Genomic DNA, 17,410 nt, shown 5'->3' on the forward strand with positions numbered 1-17,410 from the left:
CAACCTCAAGTATATTACAATTCTACTTTAGCAACTGCTGTTTTAGCTGCAAGAGAACCTGTTTGTTCTAATTTAACTGATTTAATAGCTTCAGCATTTGTGAAGACAACCACTGTTGATGTTTCACGACCTGCTGCCCGGATAGCATCCAAGTCAGCTGTAACAAGAAGATCACCTGCTGCAACTTTTTGTCCTTCAGCTACATGAACTGTAAATGGTTTTCCTTCAAGACTTACTGTGTCCAAACCAATGTGAACCAATACTTCAAGACCTGCTTCAGTCACAAGACCAAGAGCATGTTTTGTAGGGAAGATGCTTGATACAATCCCTGAAACTGGAGATACAATGTTTCCATTTGCAGGTTCTACAGCAAATCCGTCACCCATCATTTTTTGAGCAAATACTGGATCTTTTACTTGTTCCAAAGCAAGAACTTGACCGTCTGCTACTGAGTAAACTTCCTCAGTAAGACCTTTAAAGTGAACAGTGTTTTGTTGTGCTTCTGTCATTTGACTTGGAAGAGTTTCAGGAATGATTTCACCTGAATCAAGGATATCTTGGATATCAGATTTCAATACGTCAGCTTTTGGTCCGTAGATAGCTTGAACACCTTGTCCTTTCATGACAAGACCCATAGCTCCTTCTGCTTTCCATTGTTCTGCATCACCGACTCTATCTGCATCCTTAACAGTAACACGAAGACGAGTCATACATGCATCAACATCAACGATGTTTGCGCGTCCACCAAGAAGGTTGATAATGTTTACAGCTTGAGAACCTGCTGCAACTTTCACTTCGCTGCTAGCTTCTTCTGAACCTTCAGCAGTTTCGTAGTTACCGTTACGTCCTGGAGTTGCGTAGTTGAATTTTTGAATCATGAAGTTTGCGATAAAGTACATGATTACGGCAAAGAGAACAGTTACCCAAACGAAGTTAACGATATCCATACCGATACCAGCACTGATTGCAATAGGTGTACGAGTTAAGAACTCGATTGAACCGAATGAGTGCATACGTAGGTTTACTACGTCAGCCATAGCGAAGGCAGCACCTTGAACAAGTGAGTAAACAAGGTACATAGGTGTTGCTACAAACATGAACATGTATTCGATTGGTTCAGTAACCCCTGTCAAGAATGTTGCAAGAGCTGTCGCAATCATCATACCTTTATATTGATGTTTCTTATCAGCATCGACATTACGATAGATAGCCACGATCACACCCATCAAGATACCGAATGAACCGATCATTTGTCCAACTTTGAAACGAGCTGGGTGAACAGTATCTAACAATTGTTGGTAGTGACTTGCATCTGTACCTTTAAGGTTAACAAGGTCTGTTACCCATGCAAGCCATAGTGGGTCTTGACCAAATACTTGAGTGCCTTTAGCTGCACCTGTCAAAATCTCATAAGTACCACCAAGAGCTGTATAGTTCATTGGGATTGTCAACATGTGGTGAAGACCAAATGGCAAGAGCAAACGTTCCAAAGTACCATACAAGAATGGTGCAAGGATTGGAGCAGTTTCTTGTGAGTTTGCAATCCAGATACCAAAGCTATTGATACCAGTTTGAACTACTGGCCAAAAGGCAGCAAGTAGAATTGCAGCGATTGCTGAACGAAGAATAACTACAAATGGTACGAAACGTTTCCCGTTGAAGAATGAAAGTGCATCAGGAAGTTTACGGAAGTTGTAGTATTTGTTGTAAGCAGTTGCCCCTACAAAACCAGAGATAATCCCTACGAATACACCCATGTTTAAGGCAGGTGCTTCCATAACGCTAACGAAGTAGTCAGCAACTTTGATTGATCCACCAAAGAGAGTTGTTACCATAGCATCTGGATTTTTCAACATGTCTCCTGATACACCAAAGATTGTACCAGTGATACGGTTAATCAAGATGAAGGCAAGACCAGCGGCAAAAGCACCACCAGCACGTTCTTTAGCCCAGCTTCCTCCAATTGCTAGGGCAAACAAAATGTGAAGGTTACCGATAACTCCCCAACCGATTTGCTCTAGTACACCACCAGTAATAACGAGTGGAGCAAAGTTAGGGTTAATCATCACAAGCGACTTACCGATTGAAATCATCAAACCAGCAGCCGGCATAACGGCGATAACCACCATCAAAGCCTTACCGAATTTTTGCCAAAACTCGAAAGACAAGACATTTTTGAATGTATCTTTCATCATTCAAATCTCCTTTATTTTTATTTAGGCAAACGTTTTACGAAAACGTTTGCACTTAACTATGTATTAATTATACCACTTTAATTTTTTTTGTAAAGGCTTTTATAAAAAAAAGTACACTTTTTTCTAAAATTTTTGTAGTAAAAGAGGAGATATTAAAATCTCCTCAAATATACTTATATTCTGTTTTAGATTTTCAGGAATCGGCGCATTGAAATTCCTGATCCAATTGAACCAATAAAAATTCCAATAACAAACAAAAGGGCAATCATCAGTGGACTGAATAATTCTGGTGAAATCATCGAAAGATTTTGACCTACTAATGACTTATTGACCGATTGATAAACCATTCGATAAACAATAAAGACCAACACTGATGGCGCAGTTGCTCCAAGCAAACCAATGAAGGCACCTTCAAGTAAGAAAGGGCCACGGATATAGCTGTTCTTAGCACCAACCAAGCGCATAATTTGAATTTCGCGACTGCGAGAAATAATTGTAATACGAATAGTATTAGAAATTAAGAAAACTGCAATGAAAATCAAGAGGCCTGCTATGACTAATCCCCAAACACGAATGAAGGAAGCAAGTTGGAACAGACGTTGGGTGTTTGCACCACCATCTTGTACTTCTGACACCCCTTCAATTTTCTTAGCTTCTTCAGCTACTTTTTGAACATCACTCGGGGTATTTGTATCAACGATATAGGCATCATAGAGAGGATTAGCGTCACCTTCAAAGATTTTCCAGTTGTCCCCCATTGTCTCAGTTAATTTTTCATATTGTTCTTCTTTACTTGAAAAGGTAACACTCTTAACCGTAGACATGCCCTTCAAGGCATTATATACCTTGTGGTAGTCATTATTTGTAACAGTTTGACCTTCTTTTTCAATGGTTTCACTATTATCGGCTACGTCCTTACGAATGTATACCATTACTCGGACATTATTTTCAATATCTGTAGCTAGTTTCGCTGTATTGAAAATAACAGAAGCAAATATGGCAACCAAGGTCAAAGTAATCATGACTGAGCTGACAGCAGCCACTGTCATCCAACCATTTCGTTTCAAACTTTTTAGTGATTCAAATAAATGGCGAAAAAATCTACTAATCATCGTATCCATACTCTCCTTTTGATTCGTCACGAACGACACGTCCATTTTCAATGGCAATGACACGGTGGCGCAAGGTATTTACAATCTGGCTATTATGAGTCGCCATTAAAATAGTTGTCCCTTGTAGGTTAATCCGTTCCAAAAGATTCATAATTTCCCATGAATTATCCGGATCCAAGTTTCCTGTTGGTTCATCGGCTATCAATACTTTGGGATTGTTTACAATAGCACGCGCAATCGCAATTCGCTGTTGTTCTCCACCTGAGAGCTCATTTGGGAAAGAACGAACCTTGTGCTTCAACCCAACCAAGTCCAAAACTTCCATCACACGTTTTTTGATATTACGACGATTTTCCCCGATTACTTCCATAGCATAAGCAATATTTTCGTAGACAGTTTTCTTAGGTAAGAGTTTATAGTCCTGGAAGACTACTCCAACACTACGACGAAGTAGAGGAATATCTTTCTTCTTAATTTTTACCAGATTAAAACCTGCAACTGTTAGGCTTCCTTTATCAATTTTTACTTCACGATATAGAGAACGAATAAAGGTTGACTTCCCTGCTCCTGAAGGTCCTACGATGTAAGCAAATTCTCCTGGGTCAACGCTGACCGAAACACCTCGTAGAGCAGTCGTTCCATTGTCGTATTTTTTGACGACATCTCTCATTTCAATAATTGACATGTGAGTTCCTTTCTATCTTAGCTAATTCTCCACTTGAGATAGGCATCGATAAAACCATCTAGGTCCCCATCCATAACCTTATCTACCTGAGCAACCTCAAAGCTAGTTCTGTGATCTTTTACCATAGTATAAGGTGTGAAGACATAAGAACGGATTTGGCTTCCCCATGTGATTTCTTTTTTTTCACCCTTGAGGGAATCAACTTCCGCAGCTTTCTTTTCTTGTTCCATTTGATAGAGCTTAGCCTGCAACATCTTCATGGCACGATCTCTATTTCCATACTGGGTACGATCGACTGTTGACTGAACGACAGTTCCTGTAGGAATGTGTGTCAAACGCACACCTGTGGAAACCTTGTTGACGTTTTGTCCACCAGCACCACCTGAACGGAAAGTATCCATCTTGATATCATCTTCACGGATTTCTACTTCAATAGTATCATCCAATTCTGGCATCACTTCTACAGATGTGAAAGAGGTGTGGCGACGTTTAGCAGAGTCAAATGGTGAAATTCGTACCAAACGGTGTACACCCATTTCTGACTTGAGAAGACCATAGGCATTAGGTCCTTCAAAAGATAAGGTTACTGACTTGATACCAGCTTCATCTCCTGCTTGGTAATCCAATACTTCCACTTTAAAGCCTTTAGCATTTCCATAGCGAGTGTACATACGAAGCAACATATCACCCCAGTCCTGAGCCTCAGTACCACCGGATCCTGGATGGATTTCCAAAATCGCATTATTATGGTCATAAGGTTCTGACAAGAGCAAGGTCATCTCGTAACTGGTCATCATCTTATCAAGTTCGGATAACTGCGTTACCAATTCTTCATGAACCGACTCATCTTCAGCTAAAAAGTCTAATAAAATTTCGACTTCATCCTGCAACTCTTCCATTTTGTGGAAGGTGTTATAGGTGTTTTTTAATTCATTTAATTCTTGCGACGTTTTTTGGGCCGCGATATTATCGTTCCAAAAATCAGGTTCTGTCATCTTGTTTTCCAAGATGGCAATCTCTTCCTCTAAACCTTCGAGGTCAAAGAGACCCCCTGAAAGAAGCTAATTTTTCACGATTTGCGTCAATTTTCTGACGAATTACTGAAATGTCCATAAATACTCCTTTTTACATCATTTCATTATAGCATATTTTATCATTTCTTTCCATCTTTTGCTCTAATTCCTTATTACACGTAAAAAGAAGCCTTTCGGCTTCCCTTCTTACAAGACTTTTGCTGAAGTACGAGTGATTTCTTCTACTTGAATATTCTCTGATTCAAATTTTTCTTTCAAGGCTGGTAAATCAATTGATCCATCAATTTGAACTTCGATAATCACCTTACCATCCTTACGCGGAATATTTACTGTATGTGAGATATTCAAATTTTCTTCTACAATCAAAGAAACAATCTTTCCGAGTACACCAACTTCATCTTCTGTAACAAAGCGCACACGAATTCCTTCTTCACCATAACCAGAAATTTCAAGAAAGGCTTGGAAAACGTCACGGTCAGTAATAACTCCGTATACTTGATGGTTATCTACGACTGGAAGAATACCAATCTTGTTTTTCAACATCAAATAAGTTGCATCCTCTAGACTAGCATAGCCTGAAACAGTGACAACATCGCGAATCATAACATCTTTTACTTTTGTCTTATTTAGAAGATAGTTCATCTCATAGATAGAAAGACTTGTTGCTTTTGATGGACTTGCTTGGGCAATTGTTCCCTCTGTCACCAAACCAACCAATTGATCATTTTCGATAACAGGCAAGCGGTGTAATCCTTGCTCTCTCATCAAATCTGCTGCATGAGATACTGTTGTATCTGGACTAATATAAACTACCTTGCGGGTCATAAAATCTTTAACTGCCATGAGACTTCTCCTTTTCTATTCTTATCCCTATTATACAATCTTTTTGTAAATCTATCAAACGCTTACATTTCTTTTTCAAAATTCAGAAAAGTATGAATAAGCTAGCAAAAAGAGCTCTAAAATCGAGCTCTGTGAATGAAGGATAGACACCCTCATTATGTTTTGTTTCAATGATTAGAAGCTAACCTTCCAGTACAGATGAGAATTACTTCGTAATCCTCATCCACCGACTAAAACAATCCACTGGATTCTGATGATTGCTTCGCAATCTTCATCTACCGACTAAAAAGGTCCCCCAGACCTTTTTAGCCACCCAGATATGCTTTTCTGACTTCTTCTGATGAGGCGAGTTCTTTTCCTGTTCCTGATAGAACGATTTTTCCTGTTTCCAATACATAACCTCGGTCAGAGATTGCCAGTGCCTTATTGGCATTTTGTTCAATCAAGAGGACGGTTGTTCCTTGATTCTGGATATCTTGAATGATATCAAAAATCTCTTGGATAAAGATTGGGGCAAGTCCCATTGATGGTTCATCTAAAAGAAGAAGTTTTGGTGTTGACATAAGAGCACGTCCCATGGCAAGCATTTGTTGTTCCCCTCCTGAAAGAGTGGCCGCATCTTGGTTCTTCCGTTCTTCAAGACGTGGGAAGCGTGAGAAAACTTTCTTTAAATTAGCTTGATTTTCTTCACGATTTTTCTTTAAGAAAGCTCCCATTTCTAGATTTTCCATAACAGTCAAACCAGGGAAGACGTGGCGTCCTTCTGGTACTTGTGAAAGACCACCTGCCACGATTTTCTGAGCTGGCATTTTTTGGATTTCTTGACCTAAAAATTCAATCTTTCCTGAGCTTGGTCGAACTAGACCTGACAAGGTACGGAGAATAGTTGTCTTACCAGCACCATTGGCACCGATAAGGGAAACGACTTCTCCTTCATTAACTTCAAAGCTTACATCACGGACTGCTTGGATCATGCCGTAATGCACAGAAAGATTATCAACTTTTAACATAGACATTAGGCTTCACCTCCTAGATAAGCTTCGATAACGCGTTTATTGGTCTTAATTTCGTCCGGAGTTCCCTGAGCAATCAAACGACCGTATTCAAGTACGTAGATGCGTTCTGTTACTTCCATGACCAGATTCATATCGTGTTCAATCAGCATAATCGTAATCTTAAATTCATCTTTGATACGACGAATTAACTCAGTCAATTCAGCAGTTTCCTGCGGGTTCATACCTGCGGCTGGTTCATCCAAAAAGAGAATTTTAGGTTCCGTAGCGAGGGCACGAACAATTTCCAAACGACGTTGCTGTCCGTAGGCAAGGTTTTTAGCAAGAGTTTCTGCATCACCATCTAAATCAAAGATTTTCAACAATTCCAAAGCCTTAGCCTTTAATTCTTTTTCACTCTTATAAAAAGCTGGTAAGCGTAAAAAACTAGCAAAAACATGTTGCTTGTGATGGTTGCCAAAGGCAATCAAGACATTATCCAAAACGGTTAAATCTTTAAAGAGACGGATGTTTTGGAAAGTACGTCCAAGGCCCAAAGAAGCAATTTTATAAGGTGCCTTCCCATTCAAAAGGTGACCATCTAGTGTTACTGTTCCCTCACTTGGTTCATAAACACCAGTCAAGAGGTTGAAAAGAGTGGTTTTCCCAGCTCCGTTTGGACCGATTAGTCCAACCAATTCCCCTTCGTTCAATTCAAGAGTCACATCTCCAACAGCTGTTAGACCGCCAAAATGTTTGGTTAACTGTTTTACTTCAAGTAATGCCATTAGTTTTGTTCCTCCTTCTTAGATTTTTTAAAGAAACGTGATAGGCTCAATTCCCATGTACCAAGGAGTCCACCTGGTCTGAAAATCATTACCAATACCAAAGCCAAAGCGTAAATAATCATACGCACACTAGCAACATCTTGGAGAAGCATATTCAAAATTCCCAAAACAATAGCTGAAACAATGGCACCTGTAATTGAACCAAGTCCACCAAAGACAACAATAATCAAAACGTTGATTGAGTTGATGAAAGTGTAATCTTTCGGTACAACTGAACCGATAAATCCTGCCTGAAGTGATCCTGCAATACTTGCAGTAATAGCACCAAAGACAAAAGCGATAATTTTAATTTTAGTCGTATTAACCCCAACTGACTCAGCAGCGATTTCATCCTCACGAACAGAGAGGGTTGAACGACCAATTGGACTACGCAAGAAGTTCAAGGTTGCAATGGTTGTAATTACGACAAATAAGTAAACCATTGGCCAAGTTGTAAAGTTAGGAATTCCCAAGATACCTGCCGCACCATTTGTAAGGCTTCCGCCATTGATGATAAAGATACGGATAATTTCAGAAACACCTAGAGTTGCTACCGCAAGATAGTCGCCCTTCAAACGTAAGGTTGGAATTCCGACAAGTAAGGCAACTGCTCCTGAAAGCAAAGCCCCTACCAGCATGGCTCCAAAGAAGGCACCGTAGGTTGGTGATTTAGAACCAATAATAGCTGCTGCGTAGGCACCAATCGCCATGAAACCAGCATGCCCAAGTGAAAATTGTCCTGAAAAACCAACGATTAAGTTGAGACCAACAGCCAGAATAATATTAATTCCGATTTGTTGTAAAATCTGTACATAGAATAGATTGAGCACTCCAACTGAAACCAGTACACTAATCAAGCCATAGCCAGCTAACAAAAGGAGTAACCATAGAATATTAACTTTTAAATTTTCCTTCATCGTTTACACCTTCTCTTTCACATTCTTACCAAGGATACCTGCTGGACGGACAATCAAGATCAGCAACAAGATTCCATAAACAATGGCATCACGGAAATCTGACATCCCAAAGGCTGTCGCAAAGGTTTCCAATAGACCAATTACAAATCCACCAAGCGCCGCACCAGGAATAATTCCGATACCACCAAGTACTGCGGCAACGAAAGATTTAAGACCTGGAGTAACCCCCATCAAAGGCTCAAGAGAGTTATAATAGAGGGCAATCAGAACACCTGCCGCACCTGCAAGAGCTGAACCCAAAGCGAAGGTAAAGCTGATAGTACGGTTTACATTGATCCCCATCAATTGCGCTGCATCGCTATCTACAGATACAGCACGCATGGCTTTCCCCATCTTGGTCTTTTGAACAATAACTTGTAACAAAATCATCAAAATCAAGGAAATCGCCAAAATCATTAACTGTACATTCGTTAAGCTAATTGGCCCCAAATCATAGCGAACTGTTTGAATCGCTTGAGGGAAGGCACGAGTATTGGCACCAACCAGATAGACCATCCCATACTCCAATAAGAAGGAAACCCCAATAGCTGTAATCAAAACAGCAATACGAGTAGAGTGACGCAAAGGTCGGTAAGCAAGAAACTCAATCACGACACCAAGAATGGCTGTCGCAAGCATAGCTACAATAAGCGCTACAAAGAAATTCATTTGGAAAGAATTAATCAAGAAATAACCGATAAAGGCTCCCATCATATAAATATCACCGTGGGCGAAGTTGATGAGCTTGATAATTCCGTAAACCATGGTATATCCTAGGGCTAACAGCGCATAAACACTACCTAGAATCAAACCATTTACTAGTTGTTGGAGCATAAGATTCACTCTTTCTATTTATAATTTCGAGGGTTTTCCCTCACTTTTTGATAGGTTCTTAAACATCGAAACAGGGAGTGAGTCAGAGGCTCATTCCCTATTTCAATATTTTTCTATTATGGTTTTACAACTTCTGCTGCTACAACCTTACCATTATTCATGGTCATCATGTAAGCTGTTTTGACTGTGTTGTGGTCTGCATCGAAGCTTGTTTGACCAGTTACACCTTCAAAATCTTTTGTTTTAGCAAGGTTATCCTTGATTTCACCAGAATTTTTAGCACCTTTTGCTGCGTTTGCTACAAGGTGAACTGAGTCATAAGCCAAGGCTGCAAACGTTGAAGGCTCTTCATTGTACTTAGCGCGGTAAGCTTCAAGGAAAGCTTTTGCTTTAGCTGAAACTTCTACAGTAGTAGAGAAGCCTGAGATAAAGTAGATGTTTGATGCTTTTTCAGCAGTTGCTTGTTGTACAAACTCTTCACCGTTAAATCCATCACCACCAACGATTGGTTTGTCAATTCCCATACCACGCGCTTGGTTTACAATTTTACCAGCTTCAGTGTAGTAACCAGGAACAACGATAGCATCAAAGTCTTTCCCTTTCATTTTTGTAAGGGCTGCTTGGAAGTCTGTGTCACCTGCTACGAAAGTTTCATCAGCAACGATTTCACCTTTATAAGCTTCACGGAAGGCTTTGGCAATACCTTTGGCATAGTCACTAGCATTGTCAGTGTAAAGAACAACTTTCTTAGCTTGCAATTTATCAGAAACATAGTTTGAGATAATTTTTCCTTGGAAACTATCTTGGAAAGTTCCGATAAAGAGGTAATCTTGACCTTTAGTCAATCCATCTTGAGTCGCACTTGGCGAAATCAATGGAACACCTGCTTTTGTAGCGTTCGCTACCGCAGCTGCAGTTGCACCAGATGTCGCAGGTCCTACGATTGCTGATACTTTAGATTGGGTTACAAGGTTAGTTGTTACTGAAGCCGCCTCTGCTGTTTCTGACTTGTTATCTTTATCAACTACTTCGATTTGTTTTCCGTCGATACCACCTGCTGCATTGATTTCATCAACAGCAAGTTGGGCACCTTTTTGTTCAGATGTTCCGTAGGCTGCTACGGCACCAGTTTCTTCAAAGTTAAATCCGATTTTGATTGTCTTTTCATCTACTGAGTTACCAGCAGCGTTTGACGCTCCAGACTTCACTTCTCCACAGGCTGCAAGAAGTGCTACACTTGCAAGAGCCACAAACGATAGGGCAAATTTTTTCTTCATTTTTTTTGTCTCCTTATTTCTTAAATAAATAGCATGTTAAGAATATACCGAATTATCAGAAAATTGTCAACACTTTTCTTGAACTTTTTCGATAATAACGTTTTCCTCTCGATAAAGATTGCCAACAAAGGGTGTTTCCAGCTCTTGAATATGACAAGCTCTAACTTTTTTGATAAATCTTTCCTTACCTAATCTCTCAACTACACCCTCTAGATTCTCTGTTGGAACATAGAGTTGTAAGTAACGATGTTTCTTGGAATGATAGGTAATATCTCCATAATCCTGCAGTTTTTTTGCATCACGATTATAGTAAAGATAGATAATCAAGCCAGATCGATTAACTTTTTCAAACATGATAAATCCTCTTTCTAAGAAATCTCTCCCTATTATACCAAAAAAAGCAAACTCCGTCGAGTTTGCTTTCTCTCATCATTAATTCAACGAATTGTTGGCCATGATTTCATCAATAAAGCCATATTCAAGTGTTTCTTGGGCGCTCATCCAGTTATCACGTTCTGCATCTGCATGGACTTTTTCAATTGACTGACCTGAATTTTCAGCCAAGATTTTTTCCAAGGTGTTACGAGTTTTAAGCAAGTGTTCTGCAGCGATAGCCATATCGGTTTGTTGAGTACCACCACCTGTACCACCCATTGGTTGGTGGATCATATACTCTGCATTTGGAAGCATGAAACGTTTGCCTTTTGCTCCACTTGATGCGATGACTGTACCCATAGATGCAGCCATTCCCATAACGATGGTTTGGACATCTGCTTTGATAAAGTTCATGGTATCAACGATTGCCAAACCAGCTGAAACAGAACCCCCAGGTGTATTGACATAAAGGTAAATATCCTTTGTACTATCTTGGGCATCTAAGAAAAGTAATTGGGCAATAACTGAGTTGGCCATGTTGTCTTCAACTGGACCAGTCAGCATGATGATGCGGTCTTTGAGAAGACGTGAGTAAATATCGTAGGAACGTTCTCCACGGCTTGTTTGTTCAATAACTACAGGAATCATTTATTTCTCCTTTTGAGTTTTAATTTTGTTGGTCAAATGACTGAAGATAAGACTATTATAATATCTTGGTCAAAAAAGGTCAAATTTTTGCTCTGTTTTCATTAGACAGAAACAAAAATTCAACCTCCTTTCACGACTGGAAATCTTTTTCCAAGTCAATCTCTTTTTAATTTTATTTTGTACCGAACAAGCGGTCTCCAGCATCTCCAAGACCTGGAACGATATAACCGTGTTCGTTCAAGCGTTCATCCAAGGCTGCAGTAAAGATTTCTACATCTGGATGAGCTTCTTGAAGGGCTTTTACACCTTCTGGAGCAGATACAAGGCAGACAAATTTGATATTTGATGCGCCACGTTTTTTAAGAGAATCAACAGCCAAGATTGCTGAGCCACCTGTTGCCAACATTGGGTCTACTACAAAAATTTGACGTTGGTCAATATCTTCAGGCAATTTCACCAAGTACTCAACTGGTTGAAGTGTTTCTTCATCACGGTACATACCGATGTGACCAACTTTAGCAGCTGGAACCAAACTCAAAAGTCCATCGACCATCCCGATACCTGCGCGCAAGATTGGAACGATGGCCAATTTCTTACCAGCCAATTGTTTTTGAACTGTTTTTGTAATTGGTGTTTCGATTTCCACATCTTCTAGTGGAAGATCACGAAGTACTTCATACCCCATCAACATTGCAATCTCATCTACTAGCTCACGGAAAGCTTTTGTAGAAGTATCTGTACGACGCAAGATTGACAATTTGTGTTGAATCAGTGGATGATTAATAACTTCAATTTTTCCCATTTTTGGAATTCCTTCTTTCAATTTATTCTTCTTATTATACCAAAAAACGGTTTAAAAATCTTTCTAAACCATTTATTTTTGATAATTTTTACATCAAATCTGCCTCTTTAAGAGCTTCCTGTACAGTCTCAAGTGGTAAATGGGTCAATTCTGTCCCTTTTTCTTGATAAAGGTATTGGGCATAGTCATCCATTCGGTACTGGTTGATATAAACCACGCGCTTGCAACCGACCTGCAGCAATTGTTTCGTGCAATTCAGACAAGGAAAGTGTGTCACATAGGCTGTAAATCCTTTAGGAACACCACGCTCAGCACCTTGGAGAATGGCATTAACCTCAGCGTGAAGGGTGCGAACACAGTGACCTTCGATAACCAGACATTCGTGGTCAATACAATGCTCAGTCCCTGACACCGAACCATTGTAACCAGTTGAAATCACCTTATTATCCTTAACCAGAATCGCACCCACTTTGGCACGTTTACAAGTGGAACGATTGGCAATTAGTAGGGCTTGGGCTGCAAAATACTCATCCCATGCTAGTCTTTTTTCAGTCATATCTCTTCTCCTTTTTCTCTATTTTTTAAAAAATGGTAACCGTAAATCCGCAATCTTTTCAGCTGGTACCTTCATGCCATCCTTGATCCATTTTAGGAGAACAGAGACGATGGCTGAACTCCAGAAGGAATGAAGATAAGAGCTGACACCTTTTGATTTTCCATAGTATTTTTCTAGAAATTCCTGCATGGCTTGGACAAAGATTTTTTCCAGATGGTAATCCAAGGCCAATTGAATCACTCTGGCTTCCTTTCTTGCCTCCCGGAAAAGGTGAACCCATACCAGATAAAGGTCTGTCTTTAGATCGTAATGATGCAGCTGCTCCATGATATTATGGATAGTTCGTTTAAAGACGCTTTCTAAAATTTCTTCTTTGGAATCATAATTGCGATAAAAGGCCGCACGAGAAACGCCTGCACGTTTGACCAATTCAGAAATACTAATCTTGGTCAAGTCCTTTTTTTCCAAGAGTTGCAAGAGGGCTGTTTCGATGGCTTCTCTAGTTAATAAATTGGATTCTTGGTTTGATTTTCTGAGATTTTCAAGAGACTTTTCAGAGATTCTACGTTCAGACATAACATTTTCTTTCTACTTGTCACAACAGACGGATGAGGCTTTTGTTTCAAGGGCTTTCATGATATAATTGTAAAAAAAGACAGAACCTTTGTCAATGTATAACTGACAAAGATGGAGAATTTCTATGACTTGGAAGATTATTGCTGACTCTGGTTGTGATTATCGTCAGCTGGCAACACCAGCTATTGACACGACCTTTGTAAGTGTCCCCTTAACCATTCAAGTAGCTGATCAGGTCTTTGTTGATGATGCCAGTCTTGACATTGATCAAATGATGGAAACCATGTATGCAACTGCAGAAGCTTCAAAATCAGCTTGTCCAAGCCCAGATGATTATTTGCGAGCATTTGAAGGTGCCAAAAACATTTTCCTAGTAACCATCACGGGTACTCTTTCTGGCAGCCACAATAGTGCTCAACTAGCTAAGAATATTTATCTGGAAGAACATCCTGATACTAAAATTCATGTAATTGATAGTTTGTCTGCTGGTGGGGAAGTTGACTTGCTCGTAGAAAAATTAAATGACTTGATTGACCAGGGCTTATCTTTTGAAGAAGTAGTTGAAGCTATCACTGCCTATCAAGAAAAAACCAAGTTACTTTTTGTCCTAGCCAAAGTCGATAACTTGGTGAAGAACGGCCGTTTAGGCAAGCTTATCGGTACAGTCGTTGGCCTTCTAAATATCCGTATGGTCGGGGAAGCTAGTGAAACTGGAACCCTTGAATTGCTACAAAAAGCACGAGGAGCAAAGAAATCAGTTCAAACAGCCTATGAAGAGTTGATAAAAGCTGGATATGCTGGTGGCCGTATTGTCATGGCTCAACGCAATAACGAGAAATGTTGTCAACAGCTCTCAGAGCGAATCCGCGAAACCTTCCCACAAGCGGACATTAAGATTCTACCTACATCTGGCCTCTGCAGTTTTTATGCGGAAGATGGCGGTTTGCTGATGGGATATGAAATTGATTAATTGCATTCTTGACAAGAGGTGACCATCATCTCTTGTTTTTTTATGGTACAATAGAGCTATGAAACATTTTGATACTATTGTCATCGGTGGAGGTCCTGCTGGTATGATGGCTACGATTTCCAGTAGCTTTTATGGACAGAAAACCCTCCTCATCGAAAAAAATCGGAAACTTGGAAAAAAATTAGCTGGGACTGGTGGGGGACGTTGCAATGTGACCAACAATGGTAGCTTGGACGACCTGCTAGCTGGCATCCCTGGGAACGGACGCTTTCTCTACAGTGTCTTCTCCCAATTTGATAACCATGATATCATTAATTTTTTTACGGAAAATGGTGTTAAACTTAAAGTCGAGGACCACGGCCGCGTCTTTCCTGCTAGTGACAAGTCTCGAACCATTATCGAAGCCTTAGAAAAGAAAATCACTGAGCTAGGTGGTCAAGTTGCTACTCAAACCGAAATTGTTTCGGTTAAAAAGGTGGATGACCAATTTGTTCTTAAATCAGCTGACCAAAGCTTCACTTGTGATAAATTGATTGTCACAACTGGTGGGAAATCCTATCCTTCCACTGGCTCAACTGGTTTTGGCCATGAGATTGCCCGTCATTTTAAGCATACCATTACCGAGCTTGAGGCTGCTGAGAGTCCATTGTTAACAGATTTTCCACACAAAGCGCTTCAGGGGATTTCACTAGACGATGTGACCTTAAGCTATGGCAAGCATGTCATCACGCATGATCTCCTCTTTACCCACTTTGGTCTATCCGGTCCTGCTGCCCTACGTATGTCTAGCTTTGTCAAGGGTGGGGAAGTTCTCTCATTGGATGTTTTACCTCAACTTTCTGAGAAGGACTTGGTTGCATTTCTAGAAGAGAATCGTGAAAAATCCTTGAAAAATGCCTTAAAAACTTTGCTTCCAGAACGCTTGGCAGAATTTTTTGTGCAAGGCTATCCGGAAAAAGTCAAACAACTGACTGAAAAGGAACGAGAACAACTTCTCCAGTCTATCAAAGCACTCAAAATCCCTGTTACTGGCAAAATGTCCCTTGCCAAGTCCTTTGTCACCAAAGGCGGCGTCAGTCTCAAGGAAATCAATCCTAAAACTCTAGAAAGTAAGCTGGTCCCTGGCCTCCACTTTGCTGGCGAGGTCATGGATATCAATGCCCACACAGGTGGCTTTAACATCACTTCTGCCCTTTGTACCGGCTGGGTGGCGGGATCAAATCCAATCTAAATCTAAATTATTCAATGGCTAAATCAGCCCCAAAAGAAAGGAACTACTTTGGAACATATTATCTTGTTAAGGGGAGTTACTCCTAATGGAAAAAATGCTATCCCTAAAATGTCTTATCTAGTAGATATCTTGACAGAAGCTGGTTTTCAACAAGTTCGAACCTATATTCAAAGTGGTAATATCATTCTTGAAAGTAACTTAGCCTTAGAAAAAATACGAGAACAGGTTCATACTCTAATAAAGAAAAAGATTGGAGCCGATCTCAAAATAATCATTAAGAATAAGGATATTTTTAAAAACATTATCCAAGAAAACCCTTTTAGAGAACACTATCTTTATGACCGTATACACGTGATTTTTTATCAAGAATCTATTCAAAGCCTCCCTTTAGACAAATTGAAAATTGATTACAGCGAAGAAGAAATTTGTGTCGGTAACCACTGTCTCTACCTCTATCTCCCTAGAACTGCAAAACGAAAAAAGCTCAATACTAACTATCTTGAAAAGCTTTTCAATGTGGATTTGACCATGCGAAAACTAAATGTGGTAGAAAAATTATTAAGCAAGTAGTACTTAAATTTAGTAAAAATCGGAAGAATACTCCTCCGATTTTATTTTGTCTGAGTTTGGACATAGTGGGCAATGACATCTGATGTGTACTGGGCTGTTCCTGTTCCAAATTTGTCAATGTTTTCCTTAAACTCTGGATTATAGACATAGCCTTTTCCAATATGACCAAAGACCTCAATAGAGCAGTCAAATCCATAAGTACGAATGGCTTGCAAGAGTTTGGCTGCTTCTTCTTGGTTTTCAGACGCTGTTATCGGTAGACCAGCTTGAAGATTTTGTGCCAATGCTTTAAAGACTTGATTGAAGGCAGCCGTAGCCTCATCTTCGTGACCTTTTTGGCGCTCCAGCGCTTGGTCCATGACTTCTTGTCCATATTTCTCTACCGCCTCTTGGTGGTATTTTTGATGGTCTTGGTAGTTAAATCCAGCAAATTTCTCTTGAATGCTCATTTCTCTTTCTCCTTTTTGTTCTTGAATGGTTTTCTGCAAGGTGGAAATCAAGGTATCCAGATGTTCCCTTTCTCGAGTCAAATAGTCCAACTGTCTGGTCAGATGAGACAATAGATCTGTCCTTTCCTCCTTTAATAGCTCTGCTATTTTTTCTAAAGAAAAACCTAGATATTTGTAATACAGAATGACCTGCAGCCGTTCCAAATCATCCTGACTGTAGGTTCGATAGCCATTGTCCGACTTTAAAGGAACCAAAAGTTCTATCTTATCGTAGTGGTGCAGGGTCTTGACAGAGACACCCGAAAGCTGCGCAGCTTCTTTTATATGGTACATGATTTCCTCCTTACAATAATAGTATACCCCCTCCCCTTAGGTCAGAGTCAAGCGTTTTTGTGAGATTTTTTAAACTTTTTGAGAAAGGTGTGAAAACTTGAAAATGGTTTTCTTGACAGACCTTAGAAAACATGATAGGATAGTC

At 39.9% G+C, this 17,410-nt stretch carries 19 protein-coding genes; 3 read left to right on the forward strand and 16 right to left on the reverse strand.

Features of this window, described 5'->3' with window-relative positions:
• Positions 1-14: 14 nt before the first annotated feature.
• The 15 genes from HT717_RS05690 to HT717_RS05760 all read right to left on the reverse strand — a co-directional run bounded on the left by HT717_RS05690 (position 15) and on the right by HT717_RS05760 (position 13,712).
• Complete coding sequence (locus HT717_RS05690; protein ID WP_173304673.1) at positions 15-2,195, reverse strand: PTS transporter subunit IIBC; 2,181 nt, start codon at positions 2,193-2,195, stop codon at positions 15-17.
• A 185-nt stretch (positions 2,196-2,380) separates the two neighbouring features.
• Entirely contained in the window at positions 2,381-3,307 is a 927-nt protein-coding gene (gene ftsX, locus HT717_RS05695) for a permease-like cell division protein FtsX (RefSeq protein ID WP_020900166.1), read from the reverse strand.
• Positions 3,300-3,992: a cell division ATP-binding protein FtsE gene (ftsE, locus tag HT717_RS05700; RefSeq protein WP_020900165.1), complete on the reverse strand. Its 693-nt coding sequence runs from the start codon at positions 3,990-3,992 to the stop codon at positions 3,300-3,302. The genes ftsX and ftsE overlap by 8 nt, the downstream gene beginning before the upstream one ends.
• Positions 3,993-4,009: 17 nt before the next feature.
• Positions 4,010-5,105, reverse strand: a protein-coding gene (gene prfB, locus HT717_RS05705) for a peptide chain release factor 2 (RefSeq protein ID WP_142358595.1) whose coding sequence is annotated in 2 segments (ribosomal slippage) — positions 4,010-5,032 and positions 5,034-5,105 — 1,095 coding nt in all. Because the reading frame shifts where the segments join, the coding sequence is not laid out codon by codon here.
• Positions 5,106-5,212: 107 nt separating this feature from the next.
• Positions 5,213-5,869: a CBS domain-containing protein gene (locus HT717_RS05710; RefSeq protein WP_049541225.1), complete on the reverse strand. Its 657-nt coding sequence runs from the start codon at positions 5,867-5,869 to the stop codon at positions 5,213-5,215.
• A gap of 305 nt (positions 5,870-6,174) precedes the next feature.
• A complete protein-coding gene (locus tag HT717_RS05715) occupies positions 6,175-6,885 on the reverse strand; it encodes an ABC transporter ATP-binding protein (protein WP_049541223.1) in 711 nt (236 codons plus the stop codon).
• The gene (locus HT717_RS05720; RefSeq protein WP_001185995.1) at positions 6,885-7,649 is read right to left on the reverse strand and encodes an ABC transporter ATP-binding protein; all 765 of its coding nucleotides are present in this window, start codon (positions 7,647-7,649) and stop codon (positions 6,885-6,887) included. Before HT717_RS05720 ends, HT717_RS05715 begins: the two co-directional genes overlap by 1 nt.
• A complete protein-coding gene (locus tag HT717_RS05725) occupies positions 7,649-8,605 on the reverse strand; it encodes a branched-chain amino acid ABC transporter permease (protein ID WP_049541221.1) in 957 nt (318 codons plus the stop codon). Before HT717_RS05725 ends, HT717_RS05720 begins: the two co-directional genes overlap by 1 nt.
• A 3-nt stretch (positions 8,606-8,608) precedes the next feature.
• Positions 8,609-9,478 (reverse strand): branched-chain amino acid ABC transporter permease, encoded by an 870-nt coding sequence (locus HT717_RS05730; RefSeq protein ID WP_000941421.1) that lies wholly within the window; start codon positions 9,476-9,478, stop codon positions 8,609-8,611.
• 116 nt (positions 9,479-9,594) lie between these two features.
• Positions 9,595-10,755: an ABC transporter substrate-binding protein gene (locus tag HT717_RS05735; protein WP_049541219.1), complete on the reverse strand. Its 1,161-nt coding sequence runs from the start codon at positions 10,753-10,755 to the stop codon at positions 9,595-9,597.
• Positions 10,756-10,821: 66 nt separating this feature from the next.
• The gene (locus HT717_RS05740; protein ID WP_049541217.1) at positions 10,822-11,109 is read right to left on the reverse strand and encodes a YlbG family protein; all 288 of its coding nucleotides are present in this window, start codon (positions 11,107-11,109) and stop codon (positions 10,822-10,824) included.
• 78 nt (positions 11,110-11,187) lie between these two features.
• Positions 11,188-11,778: an ATP-dependent Clp protease proteolytic subunit ClpP gene (gene clpP / locus HT717_RS05745; RefSeq protein ID WP_000613475.1), complete on the reverse strand. Its 591-nt coding sequence runs from the start codon at positions 11,776-11,778 to the stop codon at positions 11,188-11,190.
• A gap of 172 nt (positions 11,779-11,950) precedes the next feature.
• Positions 11,951-12,580 carry a uracil phosphoribosyltransferase gene (upp, locus tag HT717_RS05750; RefSeq protein ID WP_000515974.1) on the reverse strand — a complete coding sequence of 210 codons (630 nt, stop codon included), beginning with the start codon at positions 12,578-12,580 and terminating at the stop codon, positions 11,951-11,953.
• A gap of 88 nt (positions 12,581-12,668) precedes the next feature.
• Positions 12,669-13,136, reverse strand: coding sequence for a cytidine/deoxycytidylate deaminase family protein (locus HT717_RS05755; protein ID WP_000136974.1), 468 nt, complete (start codon positions 13,134-13,136; stop codon positions 12,669-12,671).
• A gap of 18 nt (positions 13,137-13,154) precedes the next feature.
• On the reverse strand, positions 13,155-13,712 hold the full coding sequence (locus HT717_RS05760) for a TetR/AcrR family transcriptional regulator (RefSeq protein WP_049541216.1): 558 nt from the start codon (positions 13,710-13,712) through the stop codon (positions 13,155-13,157).
• A gap of 124 nt (positions 13,713-13,836) precedes the next feature.
• Here HT717_RS05760 and HT717_RS05765 point away from each other — a divergent pair, with 124 nt between their 5' ends.
• Genes HT717_RS05765 through HT717_RS05775 form a run of 3 tightly spaced genes read left to right on the forward strand, consistent with a single transcriptional unit; the run spans position 13,837 to position 16,483 of the window.
• Positions 13,837-14,682 (forward strand): DegV family protein, encoded by an 846-nt coding sequence (locus HT717_RS05765; protein ID WP_049541214.1) that lies wholly within the window; start codon positions 13,837-13,839, stop codon positions 14,680-14,682.
• 58 nt (positions 14,683-14,740) lie between these two features.
• Positions 14,741-15,913 carry an NAD(P)/FAD-dependent oxidoreductase gene (locus tag HT717_RS05770; RefSeq protein ID WP_049541211.1) on the forward strand — a complete coding sequence of 391 codons (1,173 nt, stop codon included), beginning with the start codon at positions 14,741-14,743 and terminating at the stop codon, positions 15,911-15,913.
• A 48-nt stretch (positions 15,914-15,961) separates the two neighbouring features.
• Positions 15,962-16,483, forward strand: a complete 522-nt coding sequence (locus HT717_RS05775) for a DUF1697 domain-containing protein (RefSeq protein WP_049541209.1) — start codon at positions 15,962-15,964, stop codon at positions 16,481-16,483.
• A gap of 41 nt (positions 16,484-16,524) precedes the next feature.
• Here the strand turns inward: HT717_RS05775 and HT717_RS05780 are convergent, their stop codons facing one another.
• Entirely contained in the window at positions 16,525-17,265 is a 741-nt protein-coding gene (locus tag HT717_RS05780) for a MerR family transcriptional regulator (protein ID WP_049541207.1), read from the reverse strand.
• Between the last annotated feature and the right edge of the window lie 145 nt (positions 17,266-17,410).

The organism is Streptococcus sp. 959 (genome assembly GCF_013277075.1).
Taxonomy (GTDB): domain Bacteria; phylum Bacillota; class Bacilli; order Lactobacillales; family Streptococcaceae; genus Streptococcus; species Streptococcus pseudopneumoniae_C.

Excerpts from the sequence above, each read along its gene's own strand:
- HT717_RS05710 (WP_049541225.1), bottom strand. The coding sequence starts at position 5,869 with ATGGCAGTTAAAGATTTTATGACCCGCAAGGTAGTTTATATTAGTCCA.
- HT717_RS05720 (WP_001185995.1), bottom strand. The coding sequence starts at position 7,649 with ATGGCATTACTTGAAGTAAAACAGTTAACCAAACATTTTGGCGGTCTA.
- HT717_RS05730 (WP_000941421.1), bottom strand. The coding sequence starts at position 9,478 with ATGCTCCAACAACTAGTAAATGGTTTGATTCTAGGTAGTGTTTATGCG.
- HT717_RS05740 (WP_049541217.1), bottom strand. The coding sequence starts at position 11,109 with ATGTTTGAAAAAGTTAATCGATCTGGCTTGATTATCTATCTTTACTAT.
- upp (WP_000515974.1), bottom strand. The coding sequence starts at position 12,580 with ATGGGAAAAATTGAAGTTATTAATCATCCACTGATTCAACACAAATTG.
- ftsE (WP_020900165.1), bottom strand. The coding sequence starts at position 3,992 with ATGTCAATTATTGAAATGAGAGATGTCGTCAAAAAATACGACAATGGA.
- HT717_RS05765 (WP_049541214.1), top strand. The coding sequence starts at position 13,837 with ATGACTTGGAAGATTATTGCTGACTCTGGTTGTGATTATCGTCAGCTG.
- ftsX (WP_020900166.1), bottom strand. The coding sequence starts at position 3,307 with ATGATTAGTAGATTTTTTCGCCATTTATTTGAATCACTAAAAAGTTTG.
- HT717_RS05780 (WP_049541207.1), bottom strand. The coding sequence starts at position 17,265 with ATGTACCATATAAAAGAAGCTGCGCAGCTTTCGGGTGTCTCTGTCAAG.
- HT717_RS05755 (WP_000136974.1), bottom strand. The coding sequence starts at position 13,136 with ATGACTGAAAAAAGACTAGCATGGGATGAGTATTTTGCAGCCCAAGCC.
- HT717_RS05770 (WP_049541211.1), top strand. The coding sequence starts at position 14,741 with ATGAAACATTTTGATACTATTGTCATCGGTGGAGGTCCTGCTGGTATG.
- HT717_RS05715 (WP_049541223.1), bottom strand. The coding sequence starts at position 6,885 with ATGTCTATGTTAAAAGTTGATAATCTTTCTGTGCATTACGGCATGATC.
- HT717_RS05735 (WP_049541219.1), bottom strand. The coding sequence starts at position 10,755 with ATGAAGAAAAAATTTGCCCTATCGTTTGTGGCTCTTGCAAGTGTAGCA.
- HT717_RS05725 (WP_049541221.1), bottom strand. The coding sequence starts at position 8,605 with ATGAAGGAAAATTTAAAAGTTAATATTCTATGGTTACTCCTTTTGTTA.
- HT717_RS05760 (WP_049541216.1), bottom strand. The coding sequence starts at position 13,712 with ATGTCTGAACGTAGAATCTCTGAAAAGTCTCTTGAAAATCTCAGAAAA.
- clpP (WP_000613475.1), bottom strand. The coding sequence starts at position 11,778 with ATGATTCCTGTAGTTATTGAACAAACAAGCCGTGGAGAACGTTCCTAC.
- HT717_RS05690 (WP_173304673.1), bottom strand. The coding sequence starts at position 2,195 with ATGATGAAAGATACATTCAAAAATGTCTTGTCTTTCGAGTTTTGGCAA.